The 26,127-nt window shown below is 69.2% G+C and carries 26 protein-coding genes and 1 pseudogene; 10 read left to right on the top strand and 17 right to left on the bottom strand.

The window, feature by feature from the left end; translation table 11 throughout:
- Nucleotides 1–10: 10 nt before the first annotated feature.
- Nucleotides 11–532 carry an RNA 2',3'-cyclic phosphodiesterase gene (gene thpR / locus D107_RS0111325; RefSeq protein ID WP_018881506.1) on the top strand — a complete coding sequence of 174 codons (522 nt, stop codon included), beginning with the start codon at nucleotides 11–13 and terminating at the stop codon, nucleotides 530–532.
- Between the two features lie 55 nt (nucleotides 533–587).
- Here thpR and D107_RS0111330 read toward each other — a convergent pair whose 3' ends face one another.
- The 3 genes from D107_RS0111330 to D107_RS0111340 form a co-directional block, all read right to left on the bottom strand.
- Nucleotides 588–1,196: a hypothetical protein gene (locus D107_RS0111330; protein ID WP_026280806.1), complete on the bottom strand. Its 609-nt coding sequence runs from the start codon at nucleotides 1,194–1,196 to the stop codon at nucleotides 588–590.
- Nucleotides 1,197–1,342: 146 nt separating this feature from the next.
- On the bottom strand, nucleotides 1,343–1,633 hold the full coding sequence (locus D107_RS0111335) for a hypothetical protein (protein WP_018878581.1): 291 nt from the start codon (nucleotides 1,631–1,633) through the stop codon (nucleotides 1,343–1,345).
- Between the two features lie 4 nt (nucleotides 1,634–1,637).
- Entirely contained in the window at nucleotides 1,638–2,585 is a 948-nt protein-coding gene (locus D107_RS0111340; RefSeq protein ID WP_018881507.1) for a sodium-dependent bicarbonate transport family permease, read from the bottom strand.
- 204 nt (nucleotides 2,586–2,789) lie between these two features.
- On the opposite strand from D107_RS0111340, the gene D107_RS0111345 reads away from it, so the two are divergent.
- Nucleotides 2,790–3,368 (top strand): NAD(P)H-dependent oxidoreductase, encoded by a 579-nt coding sequence (locus D107_RS0111345; protein WP_018881508.1) that lies wholly within the window; start codon nucleotides 2,790–2,792, stop codon nucleotides 3,366–3,368.
- A 630-nt stretch (nucleotides 3,369–3,998) separates the two neighbouring features.
- On the opposite strand, the gene D107_RS0111350 is transcribed toward D107_RS0111345, so the two are convergent.
- Genes D107_RS0111350 through ribE form a run of 4 tightly spaced genes read right to left on the bottom strand, consistent with a single transcriptional unit; the run spans nucleotide 3,999 to nucleotide 6,597 of the window.
- Nucleotides 3,999–4,520: a phosphatidylglycerophosphatase A gene (locus D107_RS0111350; RefSeq protein ID WP_018881509.1), complete on the bottom strand. Its 522-nt coding sequence runs from the start codon at nucleotides 4,518–4,520 to the stop codon at nucleotides 3,999–4,001.
- 13 nt (nucleotides 4,521–4,533) lie between these two features.
- A complete protein-coding gene (gene thiL / locus D107_RS0111355) occupies nucleotides 4,534–5,541 on the bottom strand; it encodes a thiamine-phosphate kinase (RefSeq protein WP_018881510.1) in 1,008 nt (335 codons plus the stop codon).
- Between the two features lie 25 nt (nucleotides 5,542–5,566).
- Nucleotides 5,567–6,094 (bottom strand): transcription antitermination factor NusB, encoded by a 528-nt coding sequence (nusB, locus tag D107_RS0111360; protein WP_018881511.1) that lies wholly within the window; start codon nucleotides 6,092–6,094, stop codon nucleotides 5,567–5,569.
- Between the two features lie 17 nt (nucleotides 6,095–6,111).
- The gene (ribE, locus tag D107_RS0111365; RefSeq protein ID WP_018875807.1) at nucleotides 6,112–6,597 is read right to left on the bottom strand and encodes a 6,7-dimethyl-8-ribityllumazine synthase; all 486 of its coding nucleotides are present in this window, start codon (nucleotides 6,595–6,597) and stop codon (nucleotides 6,112–6,114) included.
- A 601-nt stretch (nucleotides 6,598–7,198) separates the two neighbouring features.
- On the opposite strand from ribE, the pseudogene D107_RS14195 reads away from it, so the two are divergent.
- A pseudogene (locus D107_RS14195) lies at nucleotides 7,199–7,405 on the top strand (hypothetical protein).
- A 221-nt stretch (nucleotides 7,406–7,626) separates the two neighbouring features.
- Here the strand turns inward: D107_RS14195 and ribBA are convergent.
- From ribBA to D107_RS0111395, 6 genes are all read right to left on the bottom strand, one after another.
- Nucleotides 7,627–8,733 carry a bifunctional 3,4-dihydroxy-2-butanone-4-phosphate synthase/GTP cyclohydrolase II gene (ribBA, locus tag D107_RS0111370; protein WP_018875808.1) on the bottom strand — a complete coding sequence of 369 codons (1,107 nt, stop codon included), beginning with the start codon at nucleotides 8,731–8,733 and terminating at the stop codon, nucleotides 7,627–7,629.
- 27 nt (nucleotides 8,734–8,760) lie between these two features.
- Nucleotides 8,761–9,444, bottom strand: coding sequence for a riboflavin synthase (locus D107_RS0111375; RefSeq protein WP_018875809.1), 684 nt, complete (start codon nucleotides 9,442–9,444; stop codon nucleotides 8,761–8,763).
- Nucleotides 9,445–9,809: 365 nt separating this feature from the next.
- On the bottom strand, nucleotides 9,810–10,985 hold the full coding sequence (gene ribD, locus D107_RS0111380; protein ID WP_018867830.1) for a bifunctional diaminohydroxyphosphoribosylaminopyrimidine deaminase/5-amino-6-(5-phosphoribosylamino)uracil reductase RibD: 1,176 nt from the start codon (nucleotides 10,983–10,985) through the stop codon (nucleotides 9,810–9,812).
- Nucleotides 10,985–11,566 (bottom strand): transcriptional regulator NrdR, encoded by a 582-nt coding sequence (gene nrdR / locus D107_RS0111385; RefSeq protein WP_018881512.1) that lies wholly within the window; start codon nucleotides 11,564–11,566, stop codon nucleotides 10,985–10,987. The genes ribD and nrdR overlap by 1 nt, the downstream gene beginning before the upstream one ends.
- A 30-nt stretch (nucleotides 11,567–11,596) precedes the next feature.
- Nucleotides 11,597–12,856, bottom strand: a complete 1,260-nt coding sequence (gene glyA, locus D107_RS0111390) for a serine hydroxymethyltransferase (protein ID WP_018867832.1) — start codon at nucleotides 12,854–12,856, stop codon at nucleotides 11,597–11,599.
- Nucleotides 12,857–13,128: 272 nt separating this feature from the next.
- Nucleotides 13,129–13,923 (bottom strand): transglutaminase family protein, encoded by a 795-nt coding sequence (locus D107_RS0111395; protein ID WP_018867833.1) that lies wholly within the window; start codon nucleotides 13,921–13,923, stop codon nucleotides 13,129–13,131.
- Nucleotides 13,924–14,074: 151 nt separating this feature from the next.
- Between D107_RS0111395 and D107_RS0111400 the strand changes: the two genes are divergently transcribed.
- From D107_RS0111400 to D107_RS0111430, 7 genes are all read left to right on the top strand, one after another.
- On the top strand, nucleotides 14,075–15,085 hold the full coding sequence (locus D107_RS0111400; protein ID WP_018881513.1) for a TAXI family TRAP transporter solute-binding subunit: 1,011 nt from the start codon (nucleotides 14,075–14,077) through the stop codon (nucleotides 15,083–15,085).
- On the top strand, nucleotides 15,078–17,861 hold the full coding sequence (locus tag D107_RS0111405; RefSeq protein WP_018877878.1) for a TRAP transporter permease: 2,784 nt from the start codon (nucleotides 15,078–15,080) through the stop codon (nucleotides 17,859–17,861). Before D107_RS0111400 ends, D107_RS0111405 begins: the two co-directional genes overlap by 8 nt.
- A gap of 30 nt (nucleotides 17,862–17,891) precedes the next feature.
- The gene (locus D107_RS0111410) at nucleotides 17,892–18,296 is read left to right on the top strand and encodes a DUF302 domain-containing protein (RefSeq protein ID WP_018867836.1); all 405 of its coding nucleotides are present in this window, start codon (nucleotides 17,892–17,894) and stop codon (nucleotides 18,294–18,296) included.
- Nucleotides 18,297–18,477: 181 nt separating this feature from the next.
- Nucleotides 18,478–19,587 carry a glycolate oxidase subunit GlcE gene (glcE, locus tag D107_RS0111415; RefSeq protein ID WP_018877879.1) on the top strand — a complete coding sequence of 370 codons (1,110 nt, stop codon included), beginning with the start codon at nucleotides 18,478–18,480 and terminating at the stop codon, nucleotides 19,585–19,587.
- 4 nt (nucleotides 19,588–19,591) lie between these two features.
- Entirely contained in the window at nucleotides 19,592–20,857 is a 1,266-nt protein-coding gene (gene glcF / locus D107_RS0111420; protein WP_018877880.1) for a glycolate oxidase subunit GlcF, read from the top strand.
- Between the two features lie 64 nt (nucleotides 20,858–20,921).
- On the top strand, nucleotides 20,922–22,106 hold the full coding sequence (locus tag D107_RS0111425; RefSeq protein ID WP_018881514.1) for an alanine--glyoxylate aminotransferase family protein: 1,185 nt from the start codon (nucleotides 20,922–20,924) through the stop codon (nucleotides 22,104–22,106).
- A gap of 72 nt (nucleotides 22,107–22,178) precedes the next feature.
- The gene (locus tag D107_RS0111430; RefSeq protein ID WP_018867840.1) at nucleotides 22,179–22,508 is read left to right on the top strand and encodes a hypothetical protein; all 330 of its coding nucleotides are present in this window, start codon (nucleotides 22,179–22,181) and stop codon (nucleotides 22,506–22,508) included.
- Nucleotides 22,509–22,655: 147 nt separating this feature from the next.
- Here the strand turns inward: D107_RS0111430 and D107_RS0111435 are convergent, their stop codons facing one another.
- Genes D107_RS0111435 through D107_RS0111450 form a run of 4 tightly spaced genes read right to left on the bottom strand, consistent with a single transcriptional unit; the run spans nucleotide 22,656 to nucleotide 25,986 of the window.
- On the bottom strand, nucleotides 22,656–23,186 hold the full coding sequence (locus tag D107_RS0111435; protein WP_018867841.1) for a phosphatase PAP2 family protein: 531 nt from the start codon (nucleotides 23,184–23,186) through the stop codon (nucleotides 22,656–22,658).
- Nucleotides 23,161–24,396 carry a glycosyltransferase family 1 protein gene (locus tag D107_RS0111440; RefSeq protein ID WP_018881515.1) on the bottom strand — a complete coding sequence of 412 codons (1,236 nt, stop codon included), beginning with the start codon at nucleotides 24,394–24,396 and terminating at the stop codon, nucleotides 23,161–23,163. Before D107_RS0111440 ends, D107_RS0111435 begins: the two co-directional genes overlap by 26 nt.
- A gap of 26 nt (nucleotides 24,397–24,422) precedes the next feature.
- Entirely contained in the window at nucleotides 24,423–25,166 is a 744-nt protein-coding gene (locus D107_RS0111445; protein ID WP_018867843.1) for a 1-acyl-sn-glycerol-3-phosphate acyltransferase, read from the bottom strand.
- 4 nt (nucleotides 25,167–25,170) lie between these two features.
- Complete coding sequence (locus D107_RS0111450) at nucleotides 25,171–25,986, bottom strand: GNAT family N-acetyltransferase (RefSeq protein ID WP_018867844.1); 816 nt, start codon at nucleotides 25,984–25,986, stop codon at nucleotides 25,171–25,173.
- Between the last annotated feature and the right edge of the window lie 141 nt (nucleotides 25,987–26,127).

Below are 26,127 nucleotides of genomic sequence, written 5' to 3' on the forward strand. Positions count from 1 at the left end.
ACCCGCCGCTGTGGCCGAGGCCCCCGAGTTCCGACGAGTCTTCCTCGCCCTGTGGCCCGACACGGCCACACGCGAACGACTGGATCGGCTGGGACGCACCCTGGATGGTCCCGGCCGTCCGATCCCGCCCGAACATCTGCATCTGACGCTGGCCTTCGCCGGCACAGTTCCCGCCGGGCAGGCCGATTGCCTGGCCGGTCACCTCGGGAGCCTCGCCAGCGACCCACTGGAACTGACCCTGGACCGACTGGGGCACTTCGCGCGGCCGCGCATCACCTGGGTCGGCCCCGACGATCCGCCGGCGGCCCTCCTGGACCTCGCGGATCGGGCCCATGCCCTCTGCCGGGAGTGCGGCATCGACACCGGCCCGCCCCGCCCGTTCCGGCCGCACGTTTCGCTGCGCCGCCACGCGGCGCCGCCCGCCCGGGAGCGGATCGAAACGCCGCTGCACTGGGCGACGGACACGATTGCCCTGGTCGAGTCCGGCCGCGACGGGCATCCCGGGCCCTACCGCATCCTCGCCCGGACGTAAGGAGGGCCCGCTTCGGGCCCTCCCGGACGAAGCGCGATGTCCCGGGCCACCGCGATCAGTCCACCGGCGGGAGATTGCCCATTTCTGCCGGGTCCGCCGGGTCCGCCGGCTCTGCCGGATCGGCGGGTTCGGCCGGGCGGTTACCGGTGTCCGGCCGCGTCGGGGTCTGGTCCCCCAGCGGAGGCGCATCCGCGCCGCGGGGCTGACGCTGCTGGCCCAGCGGCGGCGCGTCCTGGGGCTGCCCCTGTCCTTGCGGCTGCCCCTGGCCACCGGGCGGCTGGCCCTGCCCCTGAGGCGCGGTCGGCGCGCCGCCCTGACCGGGGGCCGGCTGACCACCGCGCTCCATCTGGCCCGGGGCCTGCTGTCCCTGGCCCGGCGGCTGGCCGGGTGCCTGCTGTGGCTGCCCTGGGGGCATGCCCTGACCACGCTCCTGGCCCTGGCCGCGCGGCATACCCTGACCGTGCTCCTGGCCCTGGCCGCGCGGCATGCCGCCGTGCCCCGGGGTGTCCTGCCCGCCCGCCGGAGGGGCACCCCGCTCGGCGGGGGGTGTACCCTGGCCCATGCCCCCCTGCTGGCCGCCTTGCTGCGCCTGGGCATGGGCCGTTCCCACGGCGAAGAGCGAGCCAAGGGCAATGATCAATGCGGTACTGCGAAACCGGGTCATGGGAAACTCCTTGCGGCCGTGAAGCCATTGGTTCAGGCCCCCGGTGATAGCAGCCGAGCCCCGCGCCCCCCAAGGCGCAGGGGCGAGTTCCCGGGCATTTCGTGAAGTACTTCACTGCATGGAGGCTGCCTGACTGCCCCGCCGGATCAATTCTTCAAGGCGACGGGCACAGTAAACATCAGCAATCCGTAGTCCGACTCGTACTGTTCCTTGAACCGGGCCGCGATCCGCTCGCACAGCTCCGACGAGGCCACGACCTCCAGCTTGATGTTGCCGCCGGCCCGCCAGTTGCCCCGGCGCTTGCCGTGCCGGCCCCAGCCGCGTGCGTCGGTCACCGTGTAGCCGGCCGCCCCCATGGCGCGTACCTCGTCGATCAGCATCTCCTCCAGGATCGCCTCGGCCACCACCGTCAGCAGGTACATGTCATCGCCTTGCATCGAGCTAGCCTCCGAGCGAATAAAGGGTCTGGGCCATCCAGAAATACAGCGGAACGCCCAGGAAGATATTGAACGGGAACGTCACACCCAGCGAGGCCCCGATCGACAACGCGGGGTTGGCCTTGGGCACGGCAATGCGCATCGCGGCCGGCGCCGCGATGTACGACGCACTGGCATACAAGGTGGCCAGCAGCAGCGTGCCCCCCAGGCTCATACCCAGGCCCCATCCGAGCAGGATCCCGAGGATCGCGGAGACGATCGGCATGACGATCGCAAAGACGATGAGGAACAGCCCGTACTGGCGGACATCCGCGATGCGGCTGGAGGCCACCAGCCCCATCTCCAGCAGGAACAACGCCAGCACCCCCTTGAACAGATCAAAGAACATCGGCTCCAGCGGCTCGATGTGATCCGGGCCGGCAACGAACCCGATCACCAGTCCACCGGCCAGCAGGAAGATGCTCTTGCCAAAGATGACCTCGTGCAGGGTCTTGCCCCAGCGAGTGGGGCCCCGGCTGCCCATGCGCGCCAGCAGGATCCCGATGACCAGCGCCGGCATCTCCAGGAGTACGAGGAACACCACCATGTGCCCCTCGTAGTCCAGACCCCGGGACGCCAGAAACGCGACCGCGACCGAGAAGGTCACGACCGACACCGAACCGTAGTGGGCCGCAATGGAAGCCGAATCCGCCCGCGGCATCCGCCCGAGAAGGTACAGCACCGGAAACGCGATCAGCGGGATCAGCGAACCCACGGCGAGCACCGCCAGGCCCGGCAGCAGCAACGGAAGCAACTCGCTTTCCGCCAGCTTGACCCCGCCCATCAGGCCGATGGCCAGCAGCAGGTAGATCGACAGCGCCTCGTAGATCGCCATCGGGATCTTGAGGTCCGACTTCGCCAGACCCGCGATCGCCCCCAGCAGGAAGAACAGCACAACCGGATCGAATGCCATTTCGCCTCCGCGTCCCGACGCTACAAGCCACCGCAGCGCACCCCGTTATGGTAGGCAAGACCCTCGTGCCAGGGAACCGGTTTCCGGAGGCGTTTTTGGCGGCCAACCAACCGCCCCCTCACACCACGGCCCGTACCGGAACCACCGCGTCCGCCGGCTGGGCTACGCTTGGGAAACGGGCTCAGCCATCACGAGGGCCAACGCATGACGCGAATCCTGATCCTCCAGGGGCACCCGGACCCGGCCGGCGGCCATCTCGACCACGCGCTCGCCGACGCCTACCGCGAGGGGGCCGAACAGGGCGGCTTCGCGGTGGACACCTACACCATCGCCCATCGTGATGTCCCGCTGCTCAGGAGCCAGGCCGAGTTCCTCGACGCAAGCGTCCCGCCCGCGATCCTCGAGGCCCAGGCCCTGATCGAGGCCGCCCACCACATCGTGCTGATCTACCCGCTGTGGCTGGGCGACATGCCGGCCGGGGTGAAGGCCTTCCTGGAACAGACCCTCAGGCCAGCCTTTGTCGCCGATGGCGACATGAACCGCCTGCGCCACACGCGGCTGAAGGGCCGCTCAGTGCGCATCGTGGTCACCATGGGCATGCCGGCCCTCGCCTACCGCTGGTGGTTCGGCGCCCACAGCCTGAAGAGCCTGGAGCGGAACATCCTGCGCTTCTGTGGCTTCGGCCCCGTCCGCCACACCCTGATCGGCCAGAACGGCGGCAACGCGGCTGCGCGCGAGCGCTGGCTGCAGCAGCTGCGCACGCTCGGCCGCCAGGCGAAGTAACGGACCAGTCGGTGCACTTGGGGACCATTCCCATCCAGCCGGCCTGTGTGTACCCCAACGACCTCCCACTGAGCGAAGGACGGGAGCACCGATCGGGACGTCCGAAATGAATTGACCACTACACGGTCAAACGGAGACCGCCCCACCCCGGGAACACGTGCGCAGGGCGGATCCGCCGCGCTCGGTCAGAGCCCCGGGAGATCCGGGCTCGGCGGGGTGGGCGGCTCGGGGAGATCGGACGGGTCCGGCAGCGGCGCGTCGTCCGGCGACGGCGGCGAGGACGGATCCGGCGCCCGCGGAAGGTCGGGCCCCCGATCGGGGCGCGGGTCGCCGCGGCGCTGCCCGGGCGGAGTACCGCCGTGTCCGGGTGGCAGGTCGCCAGCGGCCGGCGTGTCGCCACTGGCGCCCGGGGCGCCCGAAGGCGGCCCGCCCGCCGGCTGCGCCTGAACGCCGCCAGACGCCAGGAGGGCACTCACGAACAAGACTTGAAGCCAATGACGCATGGAGATCTTCATGCCACACACTCCTTTGGTGGATACCTGACCCTGAGGCGTTGCCGTATCCGCACGAGTTCTCGCCATCGCGCGACTCTGCCGACCCGTTCACACCCGGGCCCACCCGAGTGCTGTCCTACGCCTCGACCACCAGTTGCTGGAACAACCCGCCCAGGATCACCAGGGCGAAGCCTGCGTACAGGCCGGCGACCACATCGTCCATCATGATCCCGTGGCCGTCCTGCCACTTGTGGTCGAAATAGTTCGCCGGCCAGGGCTTGAGGATGTCGAAAATCCGGAACAGCAGAAAGCCGACCACCACCCACATCAGCCCCGCGGGGGCAAAGGCCAGGGTAATCAGCATGCCCGCCCATTCGTCCCAGACGATGCCGGGGTGATCGTGCACACCGAGCTTGCGGGCACTCTCGCCACAGATGTGGAAGCCGGCCATGACCACGATCACGGTCACGGCGATGTAGGCCCATTCCGGGAAATTCATGATCGCGAAGTACAGCACCAGCGCACCCAGCGAGCCGGTGGTGCCCGGCGCCCAGCGCGACAGGCCGCTGCCGAAGCCGAAGGCCAGCAGGTGGATCGGATCGCCGAATACGGTCTTCGCCGATGGCATCTGCGGTTTGCGGTTCTTCTGCTCCGTCATGGCTACCCTGTCCCTAGTGTTCTTCGATGTCCGCGAAATGATCGTGGCCCGCCCGCGTCACGTCCAGTCGCCGCCCGTCCGCGTCCTCGACGACCACCGCGTCACCCTCCGTGCATTCCCCGATCACGGTCAGCGGCACATCCACGCTGAAGGCCAGCAGATCCAGCGATTCCCCGGCCGGCAGTGCGAACAGCAGTTCGTAGTCCTCGCCTCCGCCGAGCGCATACTCGCGGGCCTGATCGTCCGGGATCTGTGCCAGCAACGGATCGCGGGGGACGGCGGGCCAGTCGACCCGCGCGCCACAGCCCGACGCGGCACACAGGTGCCCGAGATCCGCCAGCAGGCCGTCGGAAATATCGATAGCCGCCCGGGCACGGTTCCGCAGGCCGCGCCCCAGGGCCAGCCGCGCCCGGGGCCAGAACAGCCGGTCGCAGGCCGGCTCCCGGGCATCGGCGGGCAGAGCCGCGCCCGCGGCGCCCCGCGCCCGCCGGGCGGTCTCGTGGGCAAGCCCGAAGGCCGCCCCGCCCAACGCACCGGATACCACCAGTCGGTCGCCGGGCCGGGCCCCGGCCCGGCGCAGGGCCTGGCCCGCGGGCGCGGTACCCAGCACGGTCACGCTGATTGCCAGAGGGCCCCGGTTGGTATCCCCGCCTACCAGCGGGATACCAACCTCTTCGGCCAGCGCCAGGAAGCCCTCGCTGAAACCCGCCAGCCAGTCATGATCGACCCGTGGCAGGGTCAGCGACAGCAGCGCGCCCAGCGGCTCGGCCCCCATCGCGGCCAGGTCACTGAGGTTGGAAGCCAGGGCCTTGTGCCCGACGCTCGCCGGCGGGTGATCGGGGAAAAAATGGGTACCCTCAACCAGGGTGTCGACAGTGACGGCCAGCTCGTGGCCGCTCGCCACAGCCAGCAGGGCGGCATCGTCCCCGATGCCAAGCCGAACGCCCTCGGCGTTCACGTCCGCCGACGGCGCACCGAAATAGCGCTGGATCAGGTCGAACTCGGAGTCGGTGCCGGCCATGGCCGTGCTGCGGAGCCGCGCGAGATCAGCGCGGCGTGGCGCGCTCGGGACCGCGCAGCTCGGCGGAGAGCCGGTCCAGCACACCGTTGATGTAACGATGCGACTGCTCCGCACCGTAGCGCTTGGCCAGGTCCACGGCCTCGTTGATCACCACGCGGTAGGGCACCTCGATACGCTCGGCCAGCTCCCACTGACCCAGCCACAGCAAGGCATGCTCCACCGGGTCGAGCTGGTCCAGCGGGCGGCCAAGGTACGGCTCCATGCGGGCATCCAGGGCCTCGCGGTCGCGGGTCACGCCGATCAGCAGTTCGCGGAAATACTCGGCATCCGCCTTGGCGTGTTCCTCGTCGTCACGGAACTCGGCCAGGATGTCCTTGGGGTGGGCGCCGGTCATCTGCCAGGAGTAGAGCGCCTGCATGGCGCGGCGCCGCGCGAACGAGCGCGCATGGCGCGCCCGCTGCTCGGGCGTGCTGCGCGGGCGCTTGGCGCGGGCGCCGCCCGCGCCCTTGGCGGCCGGACGGTCGGGTTGGGAGGGATTGCCAGGTTCGGTCACGTCGGTTTCGTGCTCGCTCAGGCGCCGCCGCGCAGCTGCCGCATCAGGCTGACCATCTCGATCGCGCCCATCGCGGCATCCGCGCCCTTGTTGCCGGCCTTGGTGCCGGCGCGTTCAATCGCCTGCTCAATGGAGTCCGTCGTCAGAACACCGAAGCTGATCGGCAGGTCCTCGGCCATCTGCACCTGGGCCAGGCCCTTGGCCGCCTCGCCGGCGACGTAGTCGAAATGCGGGGTGGAGCCGCGGATCACGCAGCCCAGGGCAATGACCCCGTCATACTGCCCGGAACGCGCCATCGCCTGGGCCGCCAGCGGCAGCTCGTAGGCCCCCGGCACACGAGCGATGGTCAGATTCTTTTCCTGCACGCCATGGCGCTTCAGAGTATCCACCGCGCCTTCCAGCAGGCGTTCGACGATCAGGCTGTTAAAGCGCGCCAGCAGCAGGCCATAGCGATGGTCGGCGGCGTCGGTGAATACGCCTTCCAGGGTCTTGATGTCGTGCATGGTTTCATTCCGATTGAGACGGAGACGAGGCGGCCGTTCGGGGCCGACCCGCGGGGCCGAGTTGCAAAGGCCGCCTAGTGTAGCACCGCGAACCCGCGCGGTAGAGCGCGCCCGCACGAATCGGGCGACGGGCCGCCTGCCATACCGCTGACTGGCCCTGCATTTGGCGCCAGTATTTTCAGTGGCCTCGGCCCGGGGTCCTGCCCGGTCATGTCTACCCTTCGTTCATCGTTCGGTGTTTACCGTGCTTTCGTCTGGCCACCTGCCTCGTGGTGGCAGGTCCTGGTTCGGCATCCGGTGTTTACGGTGCCTTCGGTCCGCAACCTGCCAGGCGCTGACTCGCCAGCGCGCCCCGAGGTACTTCTTTGCTCGTGCAAAGAAGTACCCAAGAAACACGCCCGACTGCCGCGACCCCGGCCCGCTGCGCGGGCCGGGGCTTCCCTCGCTTCGAGGGTTTTCGCGGGCGGCGCTGAACTCGCTGCGCCTGCGGCTCCGCTCAGACATCCAGCGCCTTGTCTCCCGCGAAAACCCTCTCCGCTCGGCGCGACGACAACGGGGAGGCAGGTCCAAACAACGGCTAGTCCAGCGATATAGCTAGTGGATGTTGGCTGGGTCTTCGGACATCCTGGGCACGCTCGGTCTTTGGCCGTTGCGTGCCGCGCCCGCGTGGCGGGCGCCGGGGGCTTTCGGGTGGCGGTGCCTATGGTTAGGAGTAAGGGTGGGGATACGGTAGGTTTTGACCTTCGCCTCCCGTATGGAGCCCCTCGCGGAGGGCGTGATGGGCCGGGAGAAGGCGCTGGATGTTTGAGCGAAGCGCAGCGTAGCGAGTTCAGCGCCGCCGGCCCAGCGCGTCCGGAGCGAGGTTCCCGGGCGAAATCCGGGTGCCCTTCTTTGGGTCCTTTCTTGGGCAAGCAAGAAAGGACCTCGGGGCGCGCTGGCGAGTCAGCGCCGGGCAGGTGGCGGACCGAAGGCACCGTAAACACCGAGCGACGAACCATGGCCAGCCACCACGAGGCAGGCGGCCGGGGGCTACTCGTGGACGTAGTCCACCACCTCAAGGCCGAAGCCACCGAGGCCATGAAAGCGCTTGGGCGCCGACATCAGCTTCATGCGCCCCACCCCGCAGTCAGCCAGGATCTGGGCACCAATGCCATACATGCGCCACTCGGCGGAGTTCTCCCGCCCACTGCGCTCTTCCGGCGCCGGCTGGCCGATATGCTCCAGACGCTGGGCCAGGGCCTCCGGGCTCTCGTGCTTGCGCAGCACCACCACCACACCCTCGCCGGCCGCGTCGATCCGGCGCAGGGCATCGTCCAGCGGCCAGCCACGATCCGGACCGGCGTAACCCAGCGTGTCGTACAGCGTGCTTTCCAGGTGGACACGCACCAGGGTCTCCTGGTCCGGCTTCGGCTCCCCGCGCACCAGCGCGAAATGCAGCTCGTGATCCACCTCGTCCTCGAACGCCAGCAAGCGGAACTCGCCGTACTCGGTCGGGAAGGGGCGTTCGGAAACCCGCTGCACCGTCTTCTCGTTCTCGATCCGGTAGCGGATCAGGTCCTCGATGGTGCCCATCTTGAGATCGTGCTCGGCGCAGAAGCGTTCGAGATCCGAACGCCGCGCCATGCTGCCGTCCTCGTTCAGGATCTCGACAATCACCGCCGCCGGTTCGGCCCCAGCCAGGCGCGCCAGATCGCACCCGGCCTCGGTATGGCCGGCGCGCACGATGACCCCGCCGGGCTGTGCCATCAGCGGAAACACGTGCCCCGGCTGGACGATATCCTCGGGCTTCGCGTTGGGCGCGACCGCGGTCCGGATGGTGTGTGCGCGATCGTAGGCCGAGATGCCGGTGGTCACGCCCTCGGCGGCCTCGATCGACAGCGTAAAGTTGGTGCCATGCACGTCATTGGTGTCGGTCACCATCAGCGGCAGCGCGAGCTGCTTGCAGCGCTCGCGGGTCAGCGTCAGGCAGATCAGGCCGCGGCCGTACTTGGCCATAAAGTTGATGTCCTCGGGCCGCGCGTGCGAGGCCAGCATCAAGAGGTCGCCCTCGTTCTCGCGGTCCTCGTCGTCGACGATGACCACCATGCGTCCGGCCTGCAGTTCCTCGAGGATGGTTTCGGTACTGGAAAATTCCATGCGTGCCTTCGGTCGGGGGCCGTGCGTTCAGTCGCGCGGCCCGGATTGATTGGGAAAGCCCTGTTCAGCCAGCCAGGCCTCCGACAGGTCGCCCGCCTGCGCGCCGGGCTCGGCCGCCCGCTCGCCCAGCATCAGACGCTCCAGATAGCGGGCGATCAGGTCGACCTCGAGGTTGACCGGGGTGCCCACCGTATAGACGGCGAAGCGGGTCAGGGACCAGGTATGCGGGATGATGTTGACCTCGAACTCGGCGCCGTCCACGCGGTTCACGGTCAGGCTGGTGCCATCAATAGTGATCGAGCCCTTGGCCGCGATGTAGCGGGCCAGTGCCGGTGGCGCGCGAAAGCGCACGCGGGTCGAGCGCGCATCGGGCTCCATCGCCACCACCTCGCCGACGCCGTCGACGTGCCCGGACACCATGTGCCCGCCCAGGCGGTCGCCCAGGGCCAGCGCCCGTTCGAGATTCACCCGGTCCCCCGGTCCGAGATGGCCCAGCGTGGTCACCTCCAGCGACTCGCGCGAGACATCGGCGGCAAAGCCGCTGCCCGCCAGGTCGGTCACCGTCAGGCAGACCCCGTTCACCGCGATCGAGTCCCCCAGCCGGGTGTCCGACAGGTCCATCCCGGTCGCGTTCACGTGCAGCCGCACGTCGCCACCGCTGGGGGTCAGGCGCTCCAGGCTGCCTAGGGTCTCGATGATTCCGGTAAACATGGACGTCCGCTCGTTCCGGGGTGCCCGCACGGACCGCGCCGGGCTGCTCGCCGCCCATCATAGGGAAACCCTAATGAATTCGCACCACGCCCCGCCCTTTTACCCGGTTCCTGCCCGGAAAACCCTTGTTCACCACGAAGCACACGAAGACACGAAGAAGGTCAAAGGCGGTTCACAGGAAGATGGGAAGATTGGAAGGGTTTTTCGGTAAAGCACAATAGCGGATGGTCATGGTCTGCCCATGCGATGCGGTTGCGCACCCCGTTTCAAACCCAGTCATCCTTCCACTCTTTCCGTCTTCCTGTAGACCGCCCTTGACCTTTCCCTTCTTCGTGCCTTCGTGTGCTTCGTGGTGAAATCGGCCTTCACGAACGCGGGTGGGCGCGCAGGCGCAGGGTTTCGCCGACCCAGCGGGAATCGACGATCTCGAGTTCGGCGCGCTCGGACATGCGGGCCAGCGGCCACTCGACCAGGGGGCGAGCATTGGAGCCCATCAGCAGGGGGGCCTGGTAGATCAGCCATTCGTCCACCCAGCCACCGCGCGCAAGCGCCCCGGCCAGACCCGGTCCGGATTCCACATGCAGCTCGTTGACCTCGGCGCGGCCCAGCTCCGCCAGCACCGCGCCCAGATCCAGCCCGCCCTCGGCGGATTCCTCCGCCAGCGGCACGGGCCGGACCTCCGCCCCTCGGCCGCGCAGGGTGTCCGCGGCCGGCGAGTCCGCGGCATCGGGCCCCGTGAGGATCCAGACCGGTCCCTCGCGCAGGATCTGCGCGCCCGGCGGCGTCCGCAGGCGGGCGTCCAGGATCACCCGCAGGGGCTGGCGTCCCGGCAGGTCGTAATAGCGGGGGTCATCCGGAAACCCGGCATGGGCGGCCAGGTCGAACGGCTTCATGCGCACGTTCAGGCGCGGGTCGTCGGCGACCACGGTGCCGCTGCCGGTCAGGATCGCGCCCGCGCGGGCCCGCCACTGCTGGACGTCGCGGCGCGCCGCCTCGCCGGTGATCCATTGCGACTCGCCGGAGGCCATGGCGGTACGCCCGTCGAGGCTCGCGGCAAGCTTGACGCGCACCCAGGGGCGTCCCTGCTCCATGCGCCGCACGAATCCGGGGTTCAGGGCACGCGCCTCGGCCTCCAGCACGCCGCTGTCGACCGGGATACCTGCTGCCCGCAGGGCCTCGATCCCGCCGCCACAGACCTGCGGGTTGGGGTCCTGCATGGCGATCACGACCCGGGCTACCCCGGCGCCGATCAGGGCATCGGTGCAGGGCGGGGTCCGGCCGTGATGGCTGCAGGGTTCCAGGGTGACGTAGGCGGTTGCGCCACGCGCGGCCTCGCCGGCCGCCCGCAGTGCGTTCACCTCGGCATGGGCCTCGCCGGCCTTCCAGTGCAGTCCCGCGCCGACTTCGCGTCCGTCGCGCACGATCACGCACCCGACCCGCGGGTTCGGGTCCGCGGTGAAGCGGCCGTAGTCGGCCAGCTCCAGGGCCCGCGCCATGTAACGGCGGTCCGTGATCGCCTGCTCGGTCGTGGGTGCTTCCATCACTCCCCCCTGGACGAGTCACCACTCCCCGGTGGCACCTGCGGGCCGCCCGCCGCCGGTTCCGGGGCAGGACCGGGCGCCTCCTCGTCGATCAGGCGCAGCTGCGAGCGGCGCATCTCCGGGCTGAGGTCTTCCTCCAGCCGTTCGATGGCCTCGCGGAAGGACTGCACACTGGCGAAGCTGAGATAAATGGAGGCAAACCGGATATAGGCCACATGGTCGAGGCCGTGCAAGGCGGCCAGGACCATTTCGCCGATCCGGTCGGATTTCACTTCCGGGGCGGTGAGCGCGGACAGCTGGCGCTTGATGTCGTCGATGACCCGCTCGACATCGTCGGTCTTCACCGGACGCTTGTGCAGGGCCCGGCGCAGTCCGCTGCGCAGCTTTTCCTCGTCGAAGGCGACGCGTTCGCCGGAGCGCTTGACCACCCGCGGCAGGCTGAACTCCGCCCGTTCGAAGGTGGTAAAGCGCGCCCCGCAGGCGCGGCACTGGCGCCGGCGCCGGATCTGTTCCTGCTCCGGGCCGGCCACCCGCGAATCGACCACGCGGGTGTCCTGATCATGACAGGACGGACAGCGCATCCCGCGCCCGCGACCCGTGACTCGCCGAGATTATTCGGGCGCGCCGTAGACCGGGAATCGGCGGCAGATCTCGACGACCTTGTCGCGGGTCGCGTCGATCACCTGCTCGTTCTCGTGGTCGTCCAGCACGTCGGCGATCCAGCCGGCCAGCTCGCGCGACTCGGCCTCGGTGAAGCCACGCGTGGTCAGCGCGGCGGTGCCGATGCGGATGCCAGAGGTCACGAACGGGGACTGCGGGTCATTCGGCACCGCGTTCTTGTTGACCGTGATGTTGGCGCGGCCCAGCGCGGCATCCGCGGCCTTTCCGGTCATGCCCTTGGACACCAGACTCAGCAGGAACAGGTGGTTGTCGGTGCCGCCGGAGACGATGTCATAGCCGCGCTCGACCAGGACCTCGGCCATCGCGCGGGCGTTGGCGATCACCTGCTTCTGGTAGGTCTTGAATTCCGGTTCCAGGGCCTCCTTGAACGCCACCGCCTTGCCGGCGATCACGTGCATCAGCGGGCCACCCTGGGTACCCGGGAAGATCAGCGACTGGAACTTCTTGTTCAGCTCCGGCTGACCCTTGGTGATGATGAAGCCGCCACGCGGCCCGCGCAGGGACTTGTGCGTGGTGGAGGTGACCACGTGGGCGTGGTCGATCGGATTCGGGTATTCACCAGCCGCGATCAGGCCGGAGACGTGGGCCATGTCCACCATCAGGTAGGCGCCCACGGAATCGGCGATCTCGCGGAAGCGCTTCCAGTCGACCACACGCGAGTAGGCGGAGAAGCCGGCGACGATCATCTTCGGCTGGTGCTCGGTGGCCAGACGCTGGACCTCGTCGTAGTCGATCAGGCCCTCGTCGGTGATGCCGTACTGCACCGCGTTGTAGATCTTGCCGGAGAAGTTCGGCTTGGCGCCGTGGGTCAGGTGGCCGCCGGCGTCCAGGCTCATGCCGAGCACGGTGTCATGCGGCTGCAGCAGGGCCATGTACACGGCCGCGTTGGCCTGCGAGCCGGAATGCGGCTGCACGTTGGCGTAGTCGGCGCCGTAGAGTTCCTTGAGACGGTCGATCGCGAGCTGTTCGACGATATCCACGTACTCGCAGCCACCGTAGTAGCGCTTGCCCGGGTAGCCCTCGGCGTACTTGTTGGTCAGCACGGAGCCCTGGGCCTCCATCACGCGCGGGCTGGTGTAGTTCTCGGAGGCGATCAGCTCGATGTGCTCTTCCTGACGCTGCGCTTCCTTGCTGATGGCGCCCCAGAGTTCGTCGTCGTAACCGTGGATACTCATGTCGATCGAAAACATTCGGTTCTCCCGTTCAAGGCTTCGGATTCGGTGGATTGCGGCGCGCCCGCCGGAAGGCGGCACTGCCGTCAAAAAGGCCGCTTATCATACGTCATCCGGCCCCTCTTTTCAGACCGGGCGGCTCCCGGGGCGCCCACCACGACGCCTCGCGAACGCTCCGAAATTGCGGGTTTCGCGAGCCCGATCAAGTACTTTGATGCCGGTCCCTTCGGCGCGGACGGGGCCGGCTCAAGCCCCTTCCCGTGACCGTGGAATACCGCGCCCGGCGCGCGTCAGGCGGGTGCTTCGATGCGATGGACATCCACGTCGTGGCGGACCGGGTAGACCGGGAGCCCGAACTGGTTGTAGATCGCCACATCCGCCGCGTCGCGGCCATAGCCCACCACCACATAGCCGCCCCGCAACTCGGGCTGGGTCGCATCGAAGCTGTACCAGCGACCGCCGACGAAGGCCTCGAACCAGGCGTGCATGTCCATCGGCTGCAGGCCGTGCAGATACCCGACCACCATGCGCGCCGGGATACTGAGACTGCGGCAAAGGGCGATGCCCAGATGCGCCAGGTCGCGGCACACCCCACTCCCGCGCTGGTTCACCTCCACCGCCGAGATCGGGATGTCGCTGGTGCCGGGAAGATACTCGATGCGGTCACGCAGCCATTGCTCAATGGCGGCCACCTGGTCGTAGCCCAGCCACTGCCCGGCGGTGATCTCGGTCGCCATGCGATTGAAACGGTCCGATTCGCAGAAGCGGCTGGGCAGCAGGTAGCCAAGGGTCGCGTCCGGCAGGGCCTGTACCTCGACAAACGGGGCGCCGGGGGCGCGATCCAGGGCATCGGCCGTCTGCACCTCGGCCGCCGTGTGGATCGAGAATGGCCCCGGCGGCGCGACCAGACGCTGGCAGAGATTGCCGTAGACATCCACGAACTCGGTCACCGGGGCGTTCGGCACCAGGCGATACTCCTCGCGCGCGATCCACTGCAGCGGGCCGCTGCGCGGGCGCAGCATCAGCACGAACGGTGTCGGGACGGGGATCTCGAATTCGAAGTCACAGCGGGTTTCAAGCCACATGAGGCAATGCCTGCGTCGGATGGAGGCCTCACCCTACGCGCCGCTTGACCGCAGAGCCAGAAAAACCTTGCCGCGTTACCCGGACCGGCGGGCGTGTACATTACGGCCCGATTCCCTACACTCGCGATACCGCCTGTTCCCGGGAGAACACATGCGAGGATCCGCCGTGCACCGCATCCCTACACGTCACCTGACCCGCGGGCTGCCGGCCCTGGGCCTGAGCCTGGCCTTGTTGCTGCTCGCGCCCCTGGCGGCGGCCGAGCAGCGCTTCATCAACATCGGTACCGGCGGCGTCACCGGGGTCTACTACCCGGCCGGCCAGCACCTGTGCCGCCTGTTCAACACTCGCCGCGACGAACACGGGATGCGCTGCACCGCGGAAAGCACCGGGGGCTCGGTGTTCAATCTGAACATGGTGCGCTCCGGTGACATGGATTTCGGCGTGGCCCAGTCGGATCTGCAGTACCACGCCTACCATGGCAGCGGCCGCTTCGAGGCCTTCGGGCCGGCCACGCACCTGCGGGCCATGTTCAGCCTGCACCCGGAGCCCCTGACCCTGGTGGTGCGCCCCGACGCGGAGATTGCCGGACTGGATGATCTGCCGGACAAGCGCGTGAACATCGGCAACCCCGGATCCGGCCAGCGCACCCTGATGGAAGAGCTGATGGAGAAGCTCGGCTGGGATCACGATACCTTCCGCCGAGTCAGCGAGCTGCCCTCGCGCGAGCAGGCCCAGGCCCTGTGCGACAATCGCATCGACGCCTTCGTGTTCTCCGTCGGCCACCCTTCGGCGGCGATCCAGGAGCCCATCGCCACCTGTGATGCACGCCTGGTCTCCATCGAGGGGCCGGCCATCGAGGAACTGATCCGCTCGACCCCCTACTACCTCACCGCCGTGATTCCCGCCGATACCTACCCAGGGCAGGACCAGGACATCCGCACCTACGGCGTGGGCGCCACCCTGGTCACCTCGGACCGCACGTCGAACACCGCCGCCTTTGAACTGACCCGCGCCGTGTTCGAGAACTTCGAGACCTTCCGTGGCCTGCACCCGGCCTTCAGCGGTCTCGAACGCGAGGGCATGGTGGACGAGGGCCTGTCCGCGCCCATGCACCCCGGCGCCCGACGCTACTTTCGCGAGGCAGGACTGATCGATGACTGATACCCGAGCCCAGGATGCCGCCAGCCCGGAGGACCGCCAGGTCGCCGAGCTGGAGACCGGCGGCCGCCACCCCGGCCGCGCGACCCGCAGTCTCATCTGGATCACGGCCGTCGCGTGGTCGCTGTTCCAGATCTGGATCGCCGCGCCGATGGCCGACTGGGTGGATGTCTTCGTGGTCTCCGAGACCGAGGCCCGCTCCATCCATCTGGCCTTCGCGATCTTCCTCGGCTACCTGCTCTTCCCCGCGGTACGTCCCACCGCCCGCGGCAAGGGCTGGCAGCACGCGATCGGCATCCTCTATGCCCTCGGCGGCCTGGCCCTGATCGCACTAGGGCTATGGCAGCTGCTGGGCCTTGAACGCCTCGGCGAGGTCTATCTGGCCCTGGGCATTGCTTTGGTAGTAGTGGCCTGGCCCCTGCTGCGCGGGAACGACCCCGTGCATCGTGTGCCCCTGGGCGACTGGGTATTCGCCGCGGTCGCGGCCTTCAGTGCGCTCTACCTCTACCTGTTCCACGAGGCGCTGGCGGCGCGCCCAGGCGCCCCCACCGAGCTGGACCTGGTCATGGCCGGGATCGGTCTGATCCTGCTGCTGGAGGCGACACGCCGCGTGCTCGGCCCGGCGCTGACCATCATCGCGGCGATCTTCCTGTTCTACACCTTCGCCGGGCCGCTGATGCCCGACCTGATCGCCCATCGCGGCGCCAGCTACCCGCGCGCGATGGCGCAGCAGTGGCTGTCCAACGAGGGGGTGTTCGGGATCGCGCTGGGGGTCTCCACCAGCTTCGTGTTCCTGTTCGTGCTGTTCGGCGCGCTGCTGGAACGCGCCGGCGCTGGCGACTACTTCATCCGTGTCGCCTTCTCCCTGCTCGGGCACCTGCGCGGGGGCCCGGCCAAGGCCGCGGTGATGGCCTCGGGGATGACCGGGGTGGTCTCCGGTTCGTCCATCGCCAATGTGGTCACCACCGGCACCTTCACCGTGCCGCTGATGCGCCGGGTCGGTTTCGCCCCGCACAAGGCCGGCGCGGTGGAGGTGGCCAGCTCGGTCAACGGCCAGTTGATGCCGCCGGTGATGGGGGCCGCCGCCTTCCTGATGGTCGAGTACGTCGGCATCCCTTACGTGGAGGTGCTCAAACACGCGATTCTGCCGGCGCTGATCGCCTATATCGCGCTGATCTATATCGTCCACCTGGAGGCCTGCAAGAACGGCATGGAGGGGCTCCAGCGCGCCACCGTGACCACCTGGCGCGGGCGCCTGATCAGCTTCGGGATCACCGTCTCCAGCCTGATCATCCTGGCCGCCGCGGTGTACTGGGGGCTGGGCTGGATCAAGGACGTGGCCGGCGACGCCGCCGCCTGGATCATCGCCGGCCTGCTGTTCGCGGCCTACCTGATCCTGCTGTGGATCGTCGCCCGCGAACCCGAGCCGGAACCCCTGGACACCGAGCAACCCCTGCCGCGCGTGCTACCCACGGTACTGGGCGGTCTGCACTATGTGCTGCCGCTGGTGGTGCTGGTCTGGGCTCTGGTGGTGGAACGCCTGTCGCCGGGGCTGGCGGCGTTCTGGGCGGTGGCCTTCATGATCTTCATCGTCCTGACCCAGCGCCCGCTGGTCGCGCTGTTCCGGCGCCAGGGCCGGCTGCTGCAGGCGACCTGGGTCGGGGTATGGGAGCTGTTTCAGGGCTTCGAGACCGGCGCGCGCAACATGATCGGTATCGGCCTGGCCACCGCCGCGGCCGGGATCATCGTCGGCACCGTGGCAATGACCGGCGTCGGGCTGGTGCTGACCGACCTGGTGGACACCCTGTCCGGCGGCAACCTGCTGCTGGTGCTGGTGCTGACGGCCCTGATCAGCCTGATCCTGGGGCTGGGCCTGCCGACCACCGCGAACTACATCATCGTGGCGACCCTGATGGCCCCGATCATCGTCGACCTGGGCGCCCAGCACGACATCCTGATCCCGCTGATCGCGGCCCACCTGTTCGTGTTCTATTTCGGCATCATGGCCGACGTGACGCCGCCGGTGGGTCTGGCCTCGTTTGCCGGCGCGGCGATCGCGAAGGCCGACCCGATCCGCACCGGGATCCAGGCCTTTGCCTACAGCCTGCGCACCATCGCATTGCCGTTCTTCTTCATCTTTAACAGCCAGTTGCTGCTGATCGGCGTGGACAACGTGTTCCAGCTGACGCTGGTATTCCTCGGCTCGCTGGCGGGCATCCTCGCGTTTACCGCAGCCACCCAGGGCTGGTTCCTGACCCGCAGCCGCTACTGGGAATCCGGCGCCCTGCTGGTGGTGGCCTTCGTGCTGCTGGTGCCCACGGTACTGATGGACCGCATCGCGCCGCCCTTTGCGCACCAGCCGCCGGAGACCCTGCTGGAGGTCGTCGAAACGATCCCGGATCGTGACTCGCTGCGCGTGGAGGCCACCGGCATCGACCTGGAGGGCCGCGAGATCACCCGCACGGTGATGTTCCCGCTGGGCAGCCCGGACCTGGCTCCGCGCGAACGCCTGGCCGATGCCGGCCTGGACGTGCGCTTCGATCCCGACGCGCAGAAGGCGCAGATACAAACGGTTGCTTTCGGCAGCCCGGCCGGCCGGGTAGGCTTGGAGGGTGGTTGGGCCATCACCGGCGTGCTGGTGCCCACCGACCGTCCGAGTCCCTACTGGTTCTACCTCCCCGCGCTGGCCCTGGGGCTCCTGGTCGCCTGGAACCAGCGCCGGCGCACGACACCACCGGGAGGCGGGCCATCCGCCGACGCCCCGGCGCTGTCGGCGTAACCCGACCTCACCACGAACGGAGGACCCGCGATGGAACAACCTCAATACGGCTTCAACGTGATCGTGCCGGGCGCGATCGATCAGGTGATCGAGCGCACCACGGCCGCCCTGGGCGAGGAAGGCTTCGGCATTCTCAGCGAGATCGACGTGGCCGCGGCCTTCAAGAAGAAACTGGACCTGGATCATCGGGCCTACCGCATCCTCGGCGCCTGCAACCCGAACCTGGCCCGCCAGGCGATCGAGGCGGATCCGAACATCGGGCTGCTGCTGCCCTGCAACGTCCTGGTACAGGACAACGAGAACGGGACCTGCACGGTCGGCTTCATGGACCCGGTCGCGGTGATGGGTCTGGTCAACAAGCCCGGTGTCGAGGACCTTGCTCAAGATGTGCGGCATCGCCTGGAACGGGTACGCCTGACACTGGAGACGGGCTAGTGGGCCATGCGGGAAGTTCGGTGACGATGGAGCACAGCCAGAAGTGCCGGAGCAAGGCGGGCAAGTGCCGGAATAGCCACGCTATTTCAAACTTGCCCAACGCAGCGCCGGCGCTTCTGGCGCAGCGATCCGTTACCGAACTTTCCGCGTGGCCCGCTAGCCCCGGCCGCGCCCGCATCTGATGGAACCCGGAACCGACCAGTCCTTGCTACTGGCCGAGCGCATCCGTTCGGCCAGTGCAGCCGGCCACCGCCTGGCCATCACCGGCAGTGGCAGTCAGCGTGCCCTCGCGTTCCCCGAAGGATATCCGGCGGATGTGCAGCTGCTGGAGGCAGGCCGCCACCACGGCATCGTCAATCTGGCCCCCAGCGAGCTGGTGGTGACGGTGCGTGCCGGCACACCGGTGATGGAATTGCAGGCCGCGCTGGAAGAGGTCGGCATGATGCTGCCCTTCGAGCCGGCCATGCCCACCCCGTCCAGCACCGTGGGCGGCATGGTCGCCCTGGGGCTGTCCGGCGCGCGCCGCCCCTGGACCGCCAGTCTGCGTGACGCGCTGCTGGGTACGCGCATCGTGAACGGCCGCGGCGAGATCCTGCGCTTCGGTGGCGAGGTCATGAAGAACGTCGCCGGCTTCGACGTCTCGCGCCTGATGGCGGGCAGCATGGGCAGTCTGGGCCTGCTGCTGGAAGCCAGTTTCAAGCTGCTCCCCGCCCCCGCCTACCAGGCCTGGCTGCGCCGCGAGGCCTCCGCGGCCGAATTCATCCAGCAGGCTCGGGACTGGGGACGCACCGCCCTGCCCTTCTCCGGCCTGGCCTGGGCCGACGGGATCACCCGGATCCGCCTGGGCGGTGGGCAGGAGGCCGTGCAGGAGGCCGCCGAGCGCCTGGGCGCGGATGCCGATCTGGAGGGTCCGCCCTTCTGGACCCGGCTGCGCGATCGTCACCTGCCGTTCCTGACCGGTTCGGTGACCGGCGACGAACGCCTGTGGCGTCTGAGCCTGCCGCCGGCGACCCCGCCCCTCGACCTGCCGGGCGAGTGGCTGATGAACTGGGGCGGCGGCGAGCGCTGGCTGCGCTCCAGCGCGGCCCCGGAAACGGTCCGCACGACGGTCGCAGACGCGGGCGGGCATGCCCGGCTGTGGCTGGGCAATCCCGCCGGCGGCCCCTGGCTGCACCCGCGCCCCGCGCCGCACGCGCGCCTGGAAGGGGAAGTCCGCGCGGCGATGGACCCGGACGGGGTATTTTTCGCCCCACTGATTGCCCCCCATCCACGCCCCGCCCGGGCGAGCTGAGACCATGGAAACCCGCCTGCACCCCCGCTTCGAGAACGACCCGGCGGCGCGCATCGCCGAGGACGCGCTGCGCGCCTGCGTGCACTGTGGCTTCTGCAACGCCACCTGCCCGACCTACCAGGAACAGGGCGACGAGCTGGACGGGCCGCGCGGCCGGATCTACCAGATCAAGGAGGTCCTGGAGAGCGGCGAGGCCAATGCCACCACGCGCACCCATCTGGACCGCTGCCTGACCTGCCTCAACTGCATGACCACCTGCCCTTCCGGCGTGGACTACAACCACCTGGTGGCGGTGGGCCGCGAGGTCGTCGAGCGCGACCTCGACCGCCCCTGGCGCGAGCGGCTGCTGCGCGGCCTGCTGGCGCGCGCCCTGCCGGCGCGCTGGCCGTTCCGTCTGGCCCTCGGGCTGGGGCGTCTCGCCCGCCCGGCCCTGCCCGCGCGACTGAAGCGGCGCGTGCCGCCGCGCCAGGCCACCGGGACCGTACCCCGGCCCGCCAACGGTGCTGCGGGACCCGGCTTCCAGCATGGGCGCGTGCTGCTGCTGGGCGGCTGCGTGCATGACGCCATCGACGCCCGCATCAACGCGGCCCTGCGCCACCTGCTGGCCCGCCGCGGCGTCGAGGTAGTGGAGACCGGGGCGGCCCGCTGCTGTGGAGCGGTGGAACACCACCTGGCCTTCGAGGAACGGACCCGCGCCCGGGTCCGCGCCAACCTCGACGCCTGGGAACCGGTCCTGGAGCGCGGCGTCGACGCGGTCGTCAGCACCGCCAGTGGCTGCGGCGTGCTGCTACGCGACTACGGGCACATCCTGGCCGACGACCCGACGTACGCCGAGCGCGCGGCCCGGCTGGCGGCACGGGTTCGCGACCCGGTGGAACTGTTCGACGCCGAAAGCATCCGCGAGCTCGGGATCCGCGCACCGGCCGATCACCCACCAGTGGCCTGGCACGCCCCCTGTACCCTGCAACACGGCCAGGCCCTGCCCGGGCGCGTGGAACCGCTCCTGCAGGCCGCCGGTTTCAATCTGGTTCCGGTCATCGAGCCGCACCTGTGCTGCGGCTCTGCCGGCACCTACTCGATCCTGCAGCCGGAGATGGCAGGTCGGCTTCGCCAGCGCAAGCTGGACAACCTCGAGGCCGCGGGCCCCGCGCGCATCGTCACCGCCAACATCGGCTGCCAGACCCATCTGCAAAGTGGCACGGACACCCCGGTCGAGCACTGGCTCACGCTGCTCGAGCGTCACTGTCCGGCAACTCCCGCCGGTGCGTAGGGGCGCTTGCCCGCGCCCCGGCGGCGATCTAGATTCCCCCTTTTCCAATCCGGTAGACGCATCCATGCAGGCAAAATCCTTTCTCCCCCCGCAGCGCACCCTGATGGGCCCCGGCCCCTCCGATGTGAACCCGCGTGTTCTGAGCGCGATGAGCCGCCCGATCATCGGCCACCTGGACCCGGTTTTCGTCGGCATGATGGAGGAGATGAAAGGCCTGCTGCAGTACGCCTTTCAGACCAGTAACGCGCTGACCCTGCCGGTCTCCGCCCCCGGCTCCGCCGGCATGGAGACCTGCTTCGTGAACCTGGTCGAGCCGGGCGACAAGGTAATCGTCTGCATCAACGGCGTGTTCGGCACGCGCATGAAGGAAAACGTCGAGCGCTGTGGCGCCACTGCCGTGGTGGTCGAGGACGACTGGGGCGCCCCGGTCTCCCCGCAGAAGGTCGAGGACGCGCTGAAGGGCAACCCGGATGCGAAGATCCTGGCCTTCGTGCACGCCGAGACCTCCACCGGCGCGCGCTCGGACGTCGAGACCCTCTGCCGGCTGGCGCGCGAACACGACTGTCTGAGCATCGTCGACTCGGTCACCGGCCTCGCCGGCAGCCCGCTGTACGTGGATGACTGGGGCGTGGATGCAATCTACTCCGGCTCGCAGAAATGCCTGTCCTGCACCCCGGGCCTGTCGCCGGTCAGCTTCAGCGAACGCGCGGTAGAGCGCATCCAGGCGCGCAGCCACAAGGTCCAGAGCTGGTTCCTCGACCTGAACCTGGTCATGGGGTACTGGGGCGGCGGCGGCAAGCGCGCCTACCACCACACCGCCCCGGTCAACGCCCTGTACGCCCTGCACGAATCGCTGGTAATCCTTGCCGAGGAAGGCCTGGAGAACAGCTGGTCGCGTCACTGCCGCCACCACGACGCCCTGCGCGCCGGCCTTGAGGCCATGGGCCTGAGCTTCCTGGTGGATGCCAAGCATCGCCTGCCGCAGCTCAATGCGGTGCACGTGCCCGAGGGCGTGGACGAGGCCGCGGTGCGCGGCGAACTGCTGAACCGCTACGGCCTGGAGATCGGCGCCGGGCTGGGACCGTATGCCGGCAAGGTCTGGCGTATCGGCCTGATGGGCTACGGCGCGAACGAGAAGAACGTCCTGCTGTGCCTGTCCGCGCTGGAGGCCGTGCTGGCCGACATGGGGGCCGTCACCCCCGGCCGCGCGATGCCCGCCGCCCGGGCCGCCTACGCGCAGCAGGGCTGAACCCACCGATCACCGGTCGCCGCCGCGCCCATGCGCGCTGGCGGCCACTCGAGACCCAACGGGAGGCGCATCATGACGCTAAGCGAACTGCTGCAGTACCTGGATGAACACATGGACGGCGTGTTCCTGGACGGCGACCCTGCCGCGTCGCTGGAAAAGGCGCGCAGCGGCGAACACCGCAACCCCATCGCGGCCGAGGTCCTGGTCGCGCTGATGGACGGGGCCGGCGCCGACAGCCCGGACACCACCCTGGAACGCGCCGAGGCGGTCAAGGCCATTGGCCCGACCCGCCTGAAGTACATGGGCGATGACGCACCCGTGGAGGGCTTCCGCCTGGTGGAGAAAACCATCGTCACCATCGACGCCGCCTACAACGAAGAGGCGCTCGCCTCCCGCGGCTGATCCCGCCCGCTAAGGCGTCATCCCGGAAACCGCGCAGCGGTTGTCCGGGATCTCCAACGCCGGGGCAGATCAGGGCGATGGGGCTTCCGCGAAGCGGGGATCCCGGCTCTTCGCTGCGCTACGGCCGGGATGACGCGAGGTGTTTCCCTAGAACAACCCGGCGAGCCACAGCACCGCGCCGGCCATGGACGCCCCGATCAGCGCGCCCATGGCGACGTCGCTGGGATAGTGCAGCGCCAGTACCAGCCGCGAGGCGGCCACCAGCGCCGCGAACGGCACCACCAGCCAGGCCCAGACCGGGAACCACGCCACCAGGACCACGGTGAATCCCACCGCGTGCATGGTATGGCCGGAGGGGAAGCTGAATTCGTCCAGCGGGTCCACCGTCCGCGTGAACGGGCGATCACGGTGGCAGGGCCGCCGCCGGCTGGTGCGTCGCTTCAGCCACTTGTACACCGGCAGCGACGCCAGCCCCACCACCGCCATCTGCAGGCTGACCCAAGCCGCCTGCGGCCCGTGCAGCAACGGCAGCACCAGCATCAGCGCATACCAGGCCACCCCGTCGCCCAGCCGGCTCACCCCGCCAAAGAACCCGCTGACGACGCGGCGCCGATTGTAGTGGTTGAACTGCCGGCAGACCGCCAGCTCCAGCTCATCCATCCATTGCAGGACGCGCATCGCGACCCTCCTTGAGGATTCCCAGACACTGGGACTCGAACTCGGCCACCACCTCGACCCAGTCGAGCCCGCGGGCATGCGCTCGCGCCTGACGGCCCATCTCGCGCCAGGCCTCCGGATCCTGCGCGAGAGCGCCCGCCGCGCCGACGAAGGCGGCGGCATCCTCGGACGCCGTTCCCGTCAGCGGCACCCGGGCGCCACTCACGCCGCTGGTCACATGCTCGTGAGCCGCGGCCGAATCGAAGGCCAGCACCGGGAGCCCGCTCGCCATGGCCTCGATCACCACATTGCCGAAGGTCTCGGAAGTCGACGGAAACAGGAACAGATCGGCGCTGGCATAGTGCTGTGCCAGGGCCTGGCCCACCTGCTGGCCGGTGAAGATCGCGTCCGGATTGGCCCGCTCCAGCTCCGTTCGCGAGGGGCCATCGCCGACCACCACCAGGCGCGCGTCGGGGCGCGCCGCCTGGATGGCGCGAAAGGCATCCACCACCAGGGCCAGATTCTTCTCCGGTGCCAGGCGCCCGACGTACAGCACGACCGGTGTGGCGGTCGCCGCACCCCATTGCTGGCGCAGGCGCGATGACCGCCGCGCCGGGGTGAAACGCCGGGTATCCACGCCCCGCGCCATCACCCGCACGCGCTGGAATCCCTGCGCCGCCAGCGTGTGCGCCAGTGCCCCGGTCGGGGCCAGAGTCACGTCACAGCGGTTGTGGAAACGGCGCAGGACAGCGCGCACCAGCGGGGTCAGCCAGCCGACACCGTAGTAGCGGGCATAGCCGTCGAAATGGGTATGAAAACCCGAGGCGACCGGAATCCCGAGGCGCCGCGCCGCGCGCAGGGCCGCATGCCCCAGCGGACCCTCGGTGGCGATATACACGGCATCCGGGCGGTCCTCCGACCACAGGGCCTGCAGCCGGCGGCGCGCCGGGAGACCCATGCGCAGGCCGCTGTAGCCAGGCAGCGGCAGGCCCGCGAGCAGGTGGTCACACGCCCCTGATTCGTCGCCCGCCCCGCAGGGGCGCGCCACCTCGCCCGGCTGGCGCGGGCGGGCGACCTGCACCCGGTGGCCACGCTCGCGCATCCCCTCGACCAGCCGCGCGAGGGTATGCGCCACGCCGTTAACCTCCGGCGGCCAGGTCTCGGTGACCAGCGCCAGATGCAGGCGTGTGCGGCAGGGGCCCGGGGACTCGATGTGCGGTTGCGACCACATGATGAATCCCCGTGCCGCGGCCGGCGCTATGCAGGCGAGCGATCGCTTTCGCGACCAGCTGGCGGTTCCAGTGGCAGGTCCAGCACGCGGACGATGGCCTCACGGGCACCGTCCGCCAGGCTGCGCCGGTCCTGATCCGCGACTTCCAGCGGCGCCAGAAAATGCAGGTCCACACGCGTCTCGCGGCGGCACAGCAAGCGCCATACGTTGGGGATCAGGCGATCCCCGCCGGAATACGACACCGGAACCGCGCCATCGGGCGTCCGCTCGTAGGCCAGCGCCACCGGCTGCACCGGATGCCGAGTGCCGGTGACGGCCGCGAACAGGCGCGGGTGGAAACGGCGCACGAACTCGCCCCGGCTGGTCGTCCCCTCCGGAAACACCACGAAGTGGCGGCCCTCGTCCAGGCCAGCCCGCATGGCCTCGACATGGGCGGAGGCCTGGTGCGCACCGCGCTCGATGAAGCGGGTGTCGTGCTGCCGGGCCAGCCAGCCGATGACCGGCCAGCGCGCGATCTCCGCCTTGGACAGGAAGCACGGGTCCAGCGCTGCCCCGATCAACGGGATATCCAGCCAGGAGACATGGTTGGAGACCACCAGCGACGGCCGCCGGGGCGGCTCGCCATGGATCCGGAAACGCACCCCCGCGATCCACAGGGCACGGTCGTACCAGGCCCGGCGGATGCGACTGCGCTCCTCGAAGTCGGCCTCGCGGCGGGCCATCCGCCAGGTCAGCCAGACCCCCGCCAGCATGTGCAGCACGATACGCATCAGCCTAACCAGTGCCCGCAGTGTTCCGGTCATGTTCCGTTCCTCGGCTTGCAGGCGCCGCGGCGCCCAGGAAGTGCCGATGGTAACGGTCCGGCATGGCGCGCACATCCAGCAAGACGAGCACGTCGGCCACATTGAAATCGGGATCGAAACAGGCCTCGCCGCAGACCCGCGCGCCCAGGCGCAGGTAGGCCTTCAATAGCGGCGGCATACCGCTGCGGCTGGGCGTGCCGTGGCAGATGGTCAGGGCGTTGGGAAGCGGTCGGCGCGGGGTGACCCGCAGGCGCGACGGGGCCCGATGGAACATGCGCAGCCAGGCCAGCTGGGCCGGTGTCTGCTCGGTCAGGGGCAGGCTGGCGCAGCCCATCAGGTAGTCGTAGCGATGGGCATTCATGAAACGCGCCAGCCCGGTCCACAGTGCGTTGATGGCGCCGCCCTGGCGATGGTCCGCGCGCACGCAGGTACGACCGACCTCCAGAGTGCGCCCGGGCAGATTCATCAGCGGGCCCAGTTCGAATTCGGACAGCGAATAGAAACCGCCGGCCGTGCTCGCACTCTCTTCGGTCAGGATGCGCGTGCAGGCCACCACACCGCCCGAACGTCGGTCACGCACCAGCAGGTGATGACAGAAGGCGTCCAGCGGGTCACGATCCAGCCCCGAGGCGGTGTCCGGCAGCGCTGCCCCCATCTCGCCGGCGAAGACCTCGTGGCGCAGGCGCTGGGCGGCTTCCAGATCCGCGGGGCTGGAAGCCAGATGGACGCGATAGGCAGTTTCGGCATCCGTGGAGGACACGGACAGGGAGCGAGGCGGTGCGGTCATGGTGGCGACCTCCGGTTGAACTGCCCCGGAGACTACGCCGCGCGCTTGACCATCCCGTGTAGAAACGATGACGGTCGGGTGAACCCGCCGTCGGATGCCCACCCGCAGAGGGTGGCATTGGGGGCGGAGGCACCGGCCCCC

The sequence above is a fragment of the Thioalkalivibrio sp. ALE30 genome, from assembly GCF_000377465.1.
Taxonomy (GTDB): domain Bacteria; phylum Pseudomonadota; class Gammaproteobacteria; order Ectothiorhodospirales; family Ectothiorhodospiraceae; genus Thioalkalivibrio.

Excerpts from the sequence above, each read along its gene's own strand:
- D107_RS0111330 (WP_026280806.1), bottom strand. The coding sequence starts at position 1,196 with ATGACCCGGTTTCGCAGTACCGCATTGATCATTGCCCTTGGCTCGCTC.
- D107_RS0111335 (WP_018878581.1), bottom strand. The coding sequence starts at position 1,633 with ATGCAAGGCGATGACATGTACCTGCTGACGGTGGTGGCCGAGGCGATC.
- D107_RS0111340 (WP_018881507.1), bottom strand. The coding sequence starts at position 2,585 with ATGGCATTCGATCCGGTTGTGCTGTTCTTCCTGCTGGGGGCGATCGCG.
- D107_RS0111345 (WP_018881508.1), top strand. The coding sequence starts at position 2,790 with ATGACGCGAATCCTGATCCTCCAGGGGCACCCGGACCCGGCCGGCGGC.
- D107_RS0111350 (WP_018881509.1), bottom strand. The coding sequence starts at position 4,520 with ATGACGGAGCAGAAGAACCGCAAACCGCAGATGCCATCGGCGAAGACC.
- thiL (WP_018881510.1), bottom strand. The coding sequence starts at position 5,541 with ATGGCCGGCACCGACTCCGAGTTCGACCTGATCCAGCGCTATTTCGGT.
- ribE (WP_018875807.1), bottom strand. The coding sequence starts at position 6,597 with ATGCACGACATCAAGACCCTGGAAGGCGTATTCACCGACGCCGCCGAC.
- ribBA (WP_018875808.1), bottom strand. The coding sequence starts at position 8,733 with ATGGAATTTTCCAGTACCGAAACCATCCTCGAGGAACTGCAGGCCGGA.
- D107_RS0111375 (WP_018875809.1), bottom strand. The coding sequence starts at position 9,444 with ATGTTTACCGGAATCATCGAGACCCTAGGCAGCCTGGAGCGCCTGACC.
- ribD (WP_018867830.1), bottom strand. The coding sequence starts at position 10,985 with ATGGAAGCACCCACGACCGAGCAGGCGATCACGGACCGCCGTTACATG.
- nrdR (WP_018881512.1), bottom strand. The coding sequence starts at position 11,566 with ATGCGCTGTCCGTCCTGTCATGATCAGGACACCCGCGTGGTCGATTCG.
- glyA (WP_018867832.1), bottom strand. The coding sequence starts at position 12,856 with ATGTTTTCGATCGACATGAGTATCCACGGTTACGACGACGAACTCTGG.
- D107_RS0111395 (WP_018867833.1), bottom strand. The coding sequence starts at position 13,923 with ATGTGGCTTGAAACCCGCTGTGACTTCGAATTCGAGATCCCCGTCCCG.
- D107_RS0111400 (WP_018881513.1), top strand. The coding sequence starts at position 14,075 with ATGCGAGGATCCGCCGTGCACCGCATCCCTACACGTCACCTGACCCGC.
- D107_RS0111405 (WP_018877878.1), top strand. The coding sequence starts at position 15,078 with ATGACTGATACCCGAGCCCAGGATGCCGCCAGCCCGGAGGACCGCCAG.
- D107_RS0111410 (WP_018867836.1), top strand. The coding sequence starts at position 17,892 with ATGGAACAACCTCAATACGGCTTCAACGTGATCGTGCCGGGCGCGATC.
- glcE (WP_018877879.1), top strand. The coding sequence starts at position 18,478 with ATGGAACCCGGAACCGACCAGTCCTTGCTACTGGCCGAGCGCATCCGT.
- glcF (WP_018877880.1), top strand. The coding sequence starts at position 19,592 with ATGGAAACCCGCCTGCACCCCCGCTTCGAGAACGACCCGGCGGCGCGC.
- D107_RS0111425 (WP_018881514.1), top strand. The coding sequence starts at position 20,922 with ATGCAGGCAAAATCCTTTCTCCCCCCGCAGCGCACCCTGATGGGCCCC.
- D107_RS0111430 (WP_018867840.1), top strand. The coding sequence starts at position 22,179 with ATGACGCTAAGCGAACTGCTGCAGTACCTGGATGAACACATGGACGGC.
- D107_RS0111435 (WP_018867841.1), bottom strand. The coding sequence starts at position 23,186 with ATGCGCGTCCTGCAATGGATGGATGAGCTGGAGCTGGCGGTCTGCCGG.
- D107_RS0111440 (WP_018881515.1), bottom strand. The coding sequence starts at position 24,396 with ATGTGGTCGCAACCGCACATCGAGTCCCCGGGCCCCTGCCGCACACGC.
- D107_RS0111445 (WP_018867843.1), bottom strand. The coding sequence starts at position 25,166 with ATGCGTATCGTGCTGCACATGCTGGCGGGGGTCTGGCTGACCTGGCGG.
- D107_RS0111450 (WP_018867844.1), bottom strand. The coding sequence starts at position 25,986 with ATGACCGCACCGCCTCGCTCCCTGTCCGTGTCCTCCACGGATGCCGAA.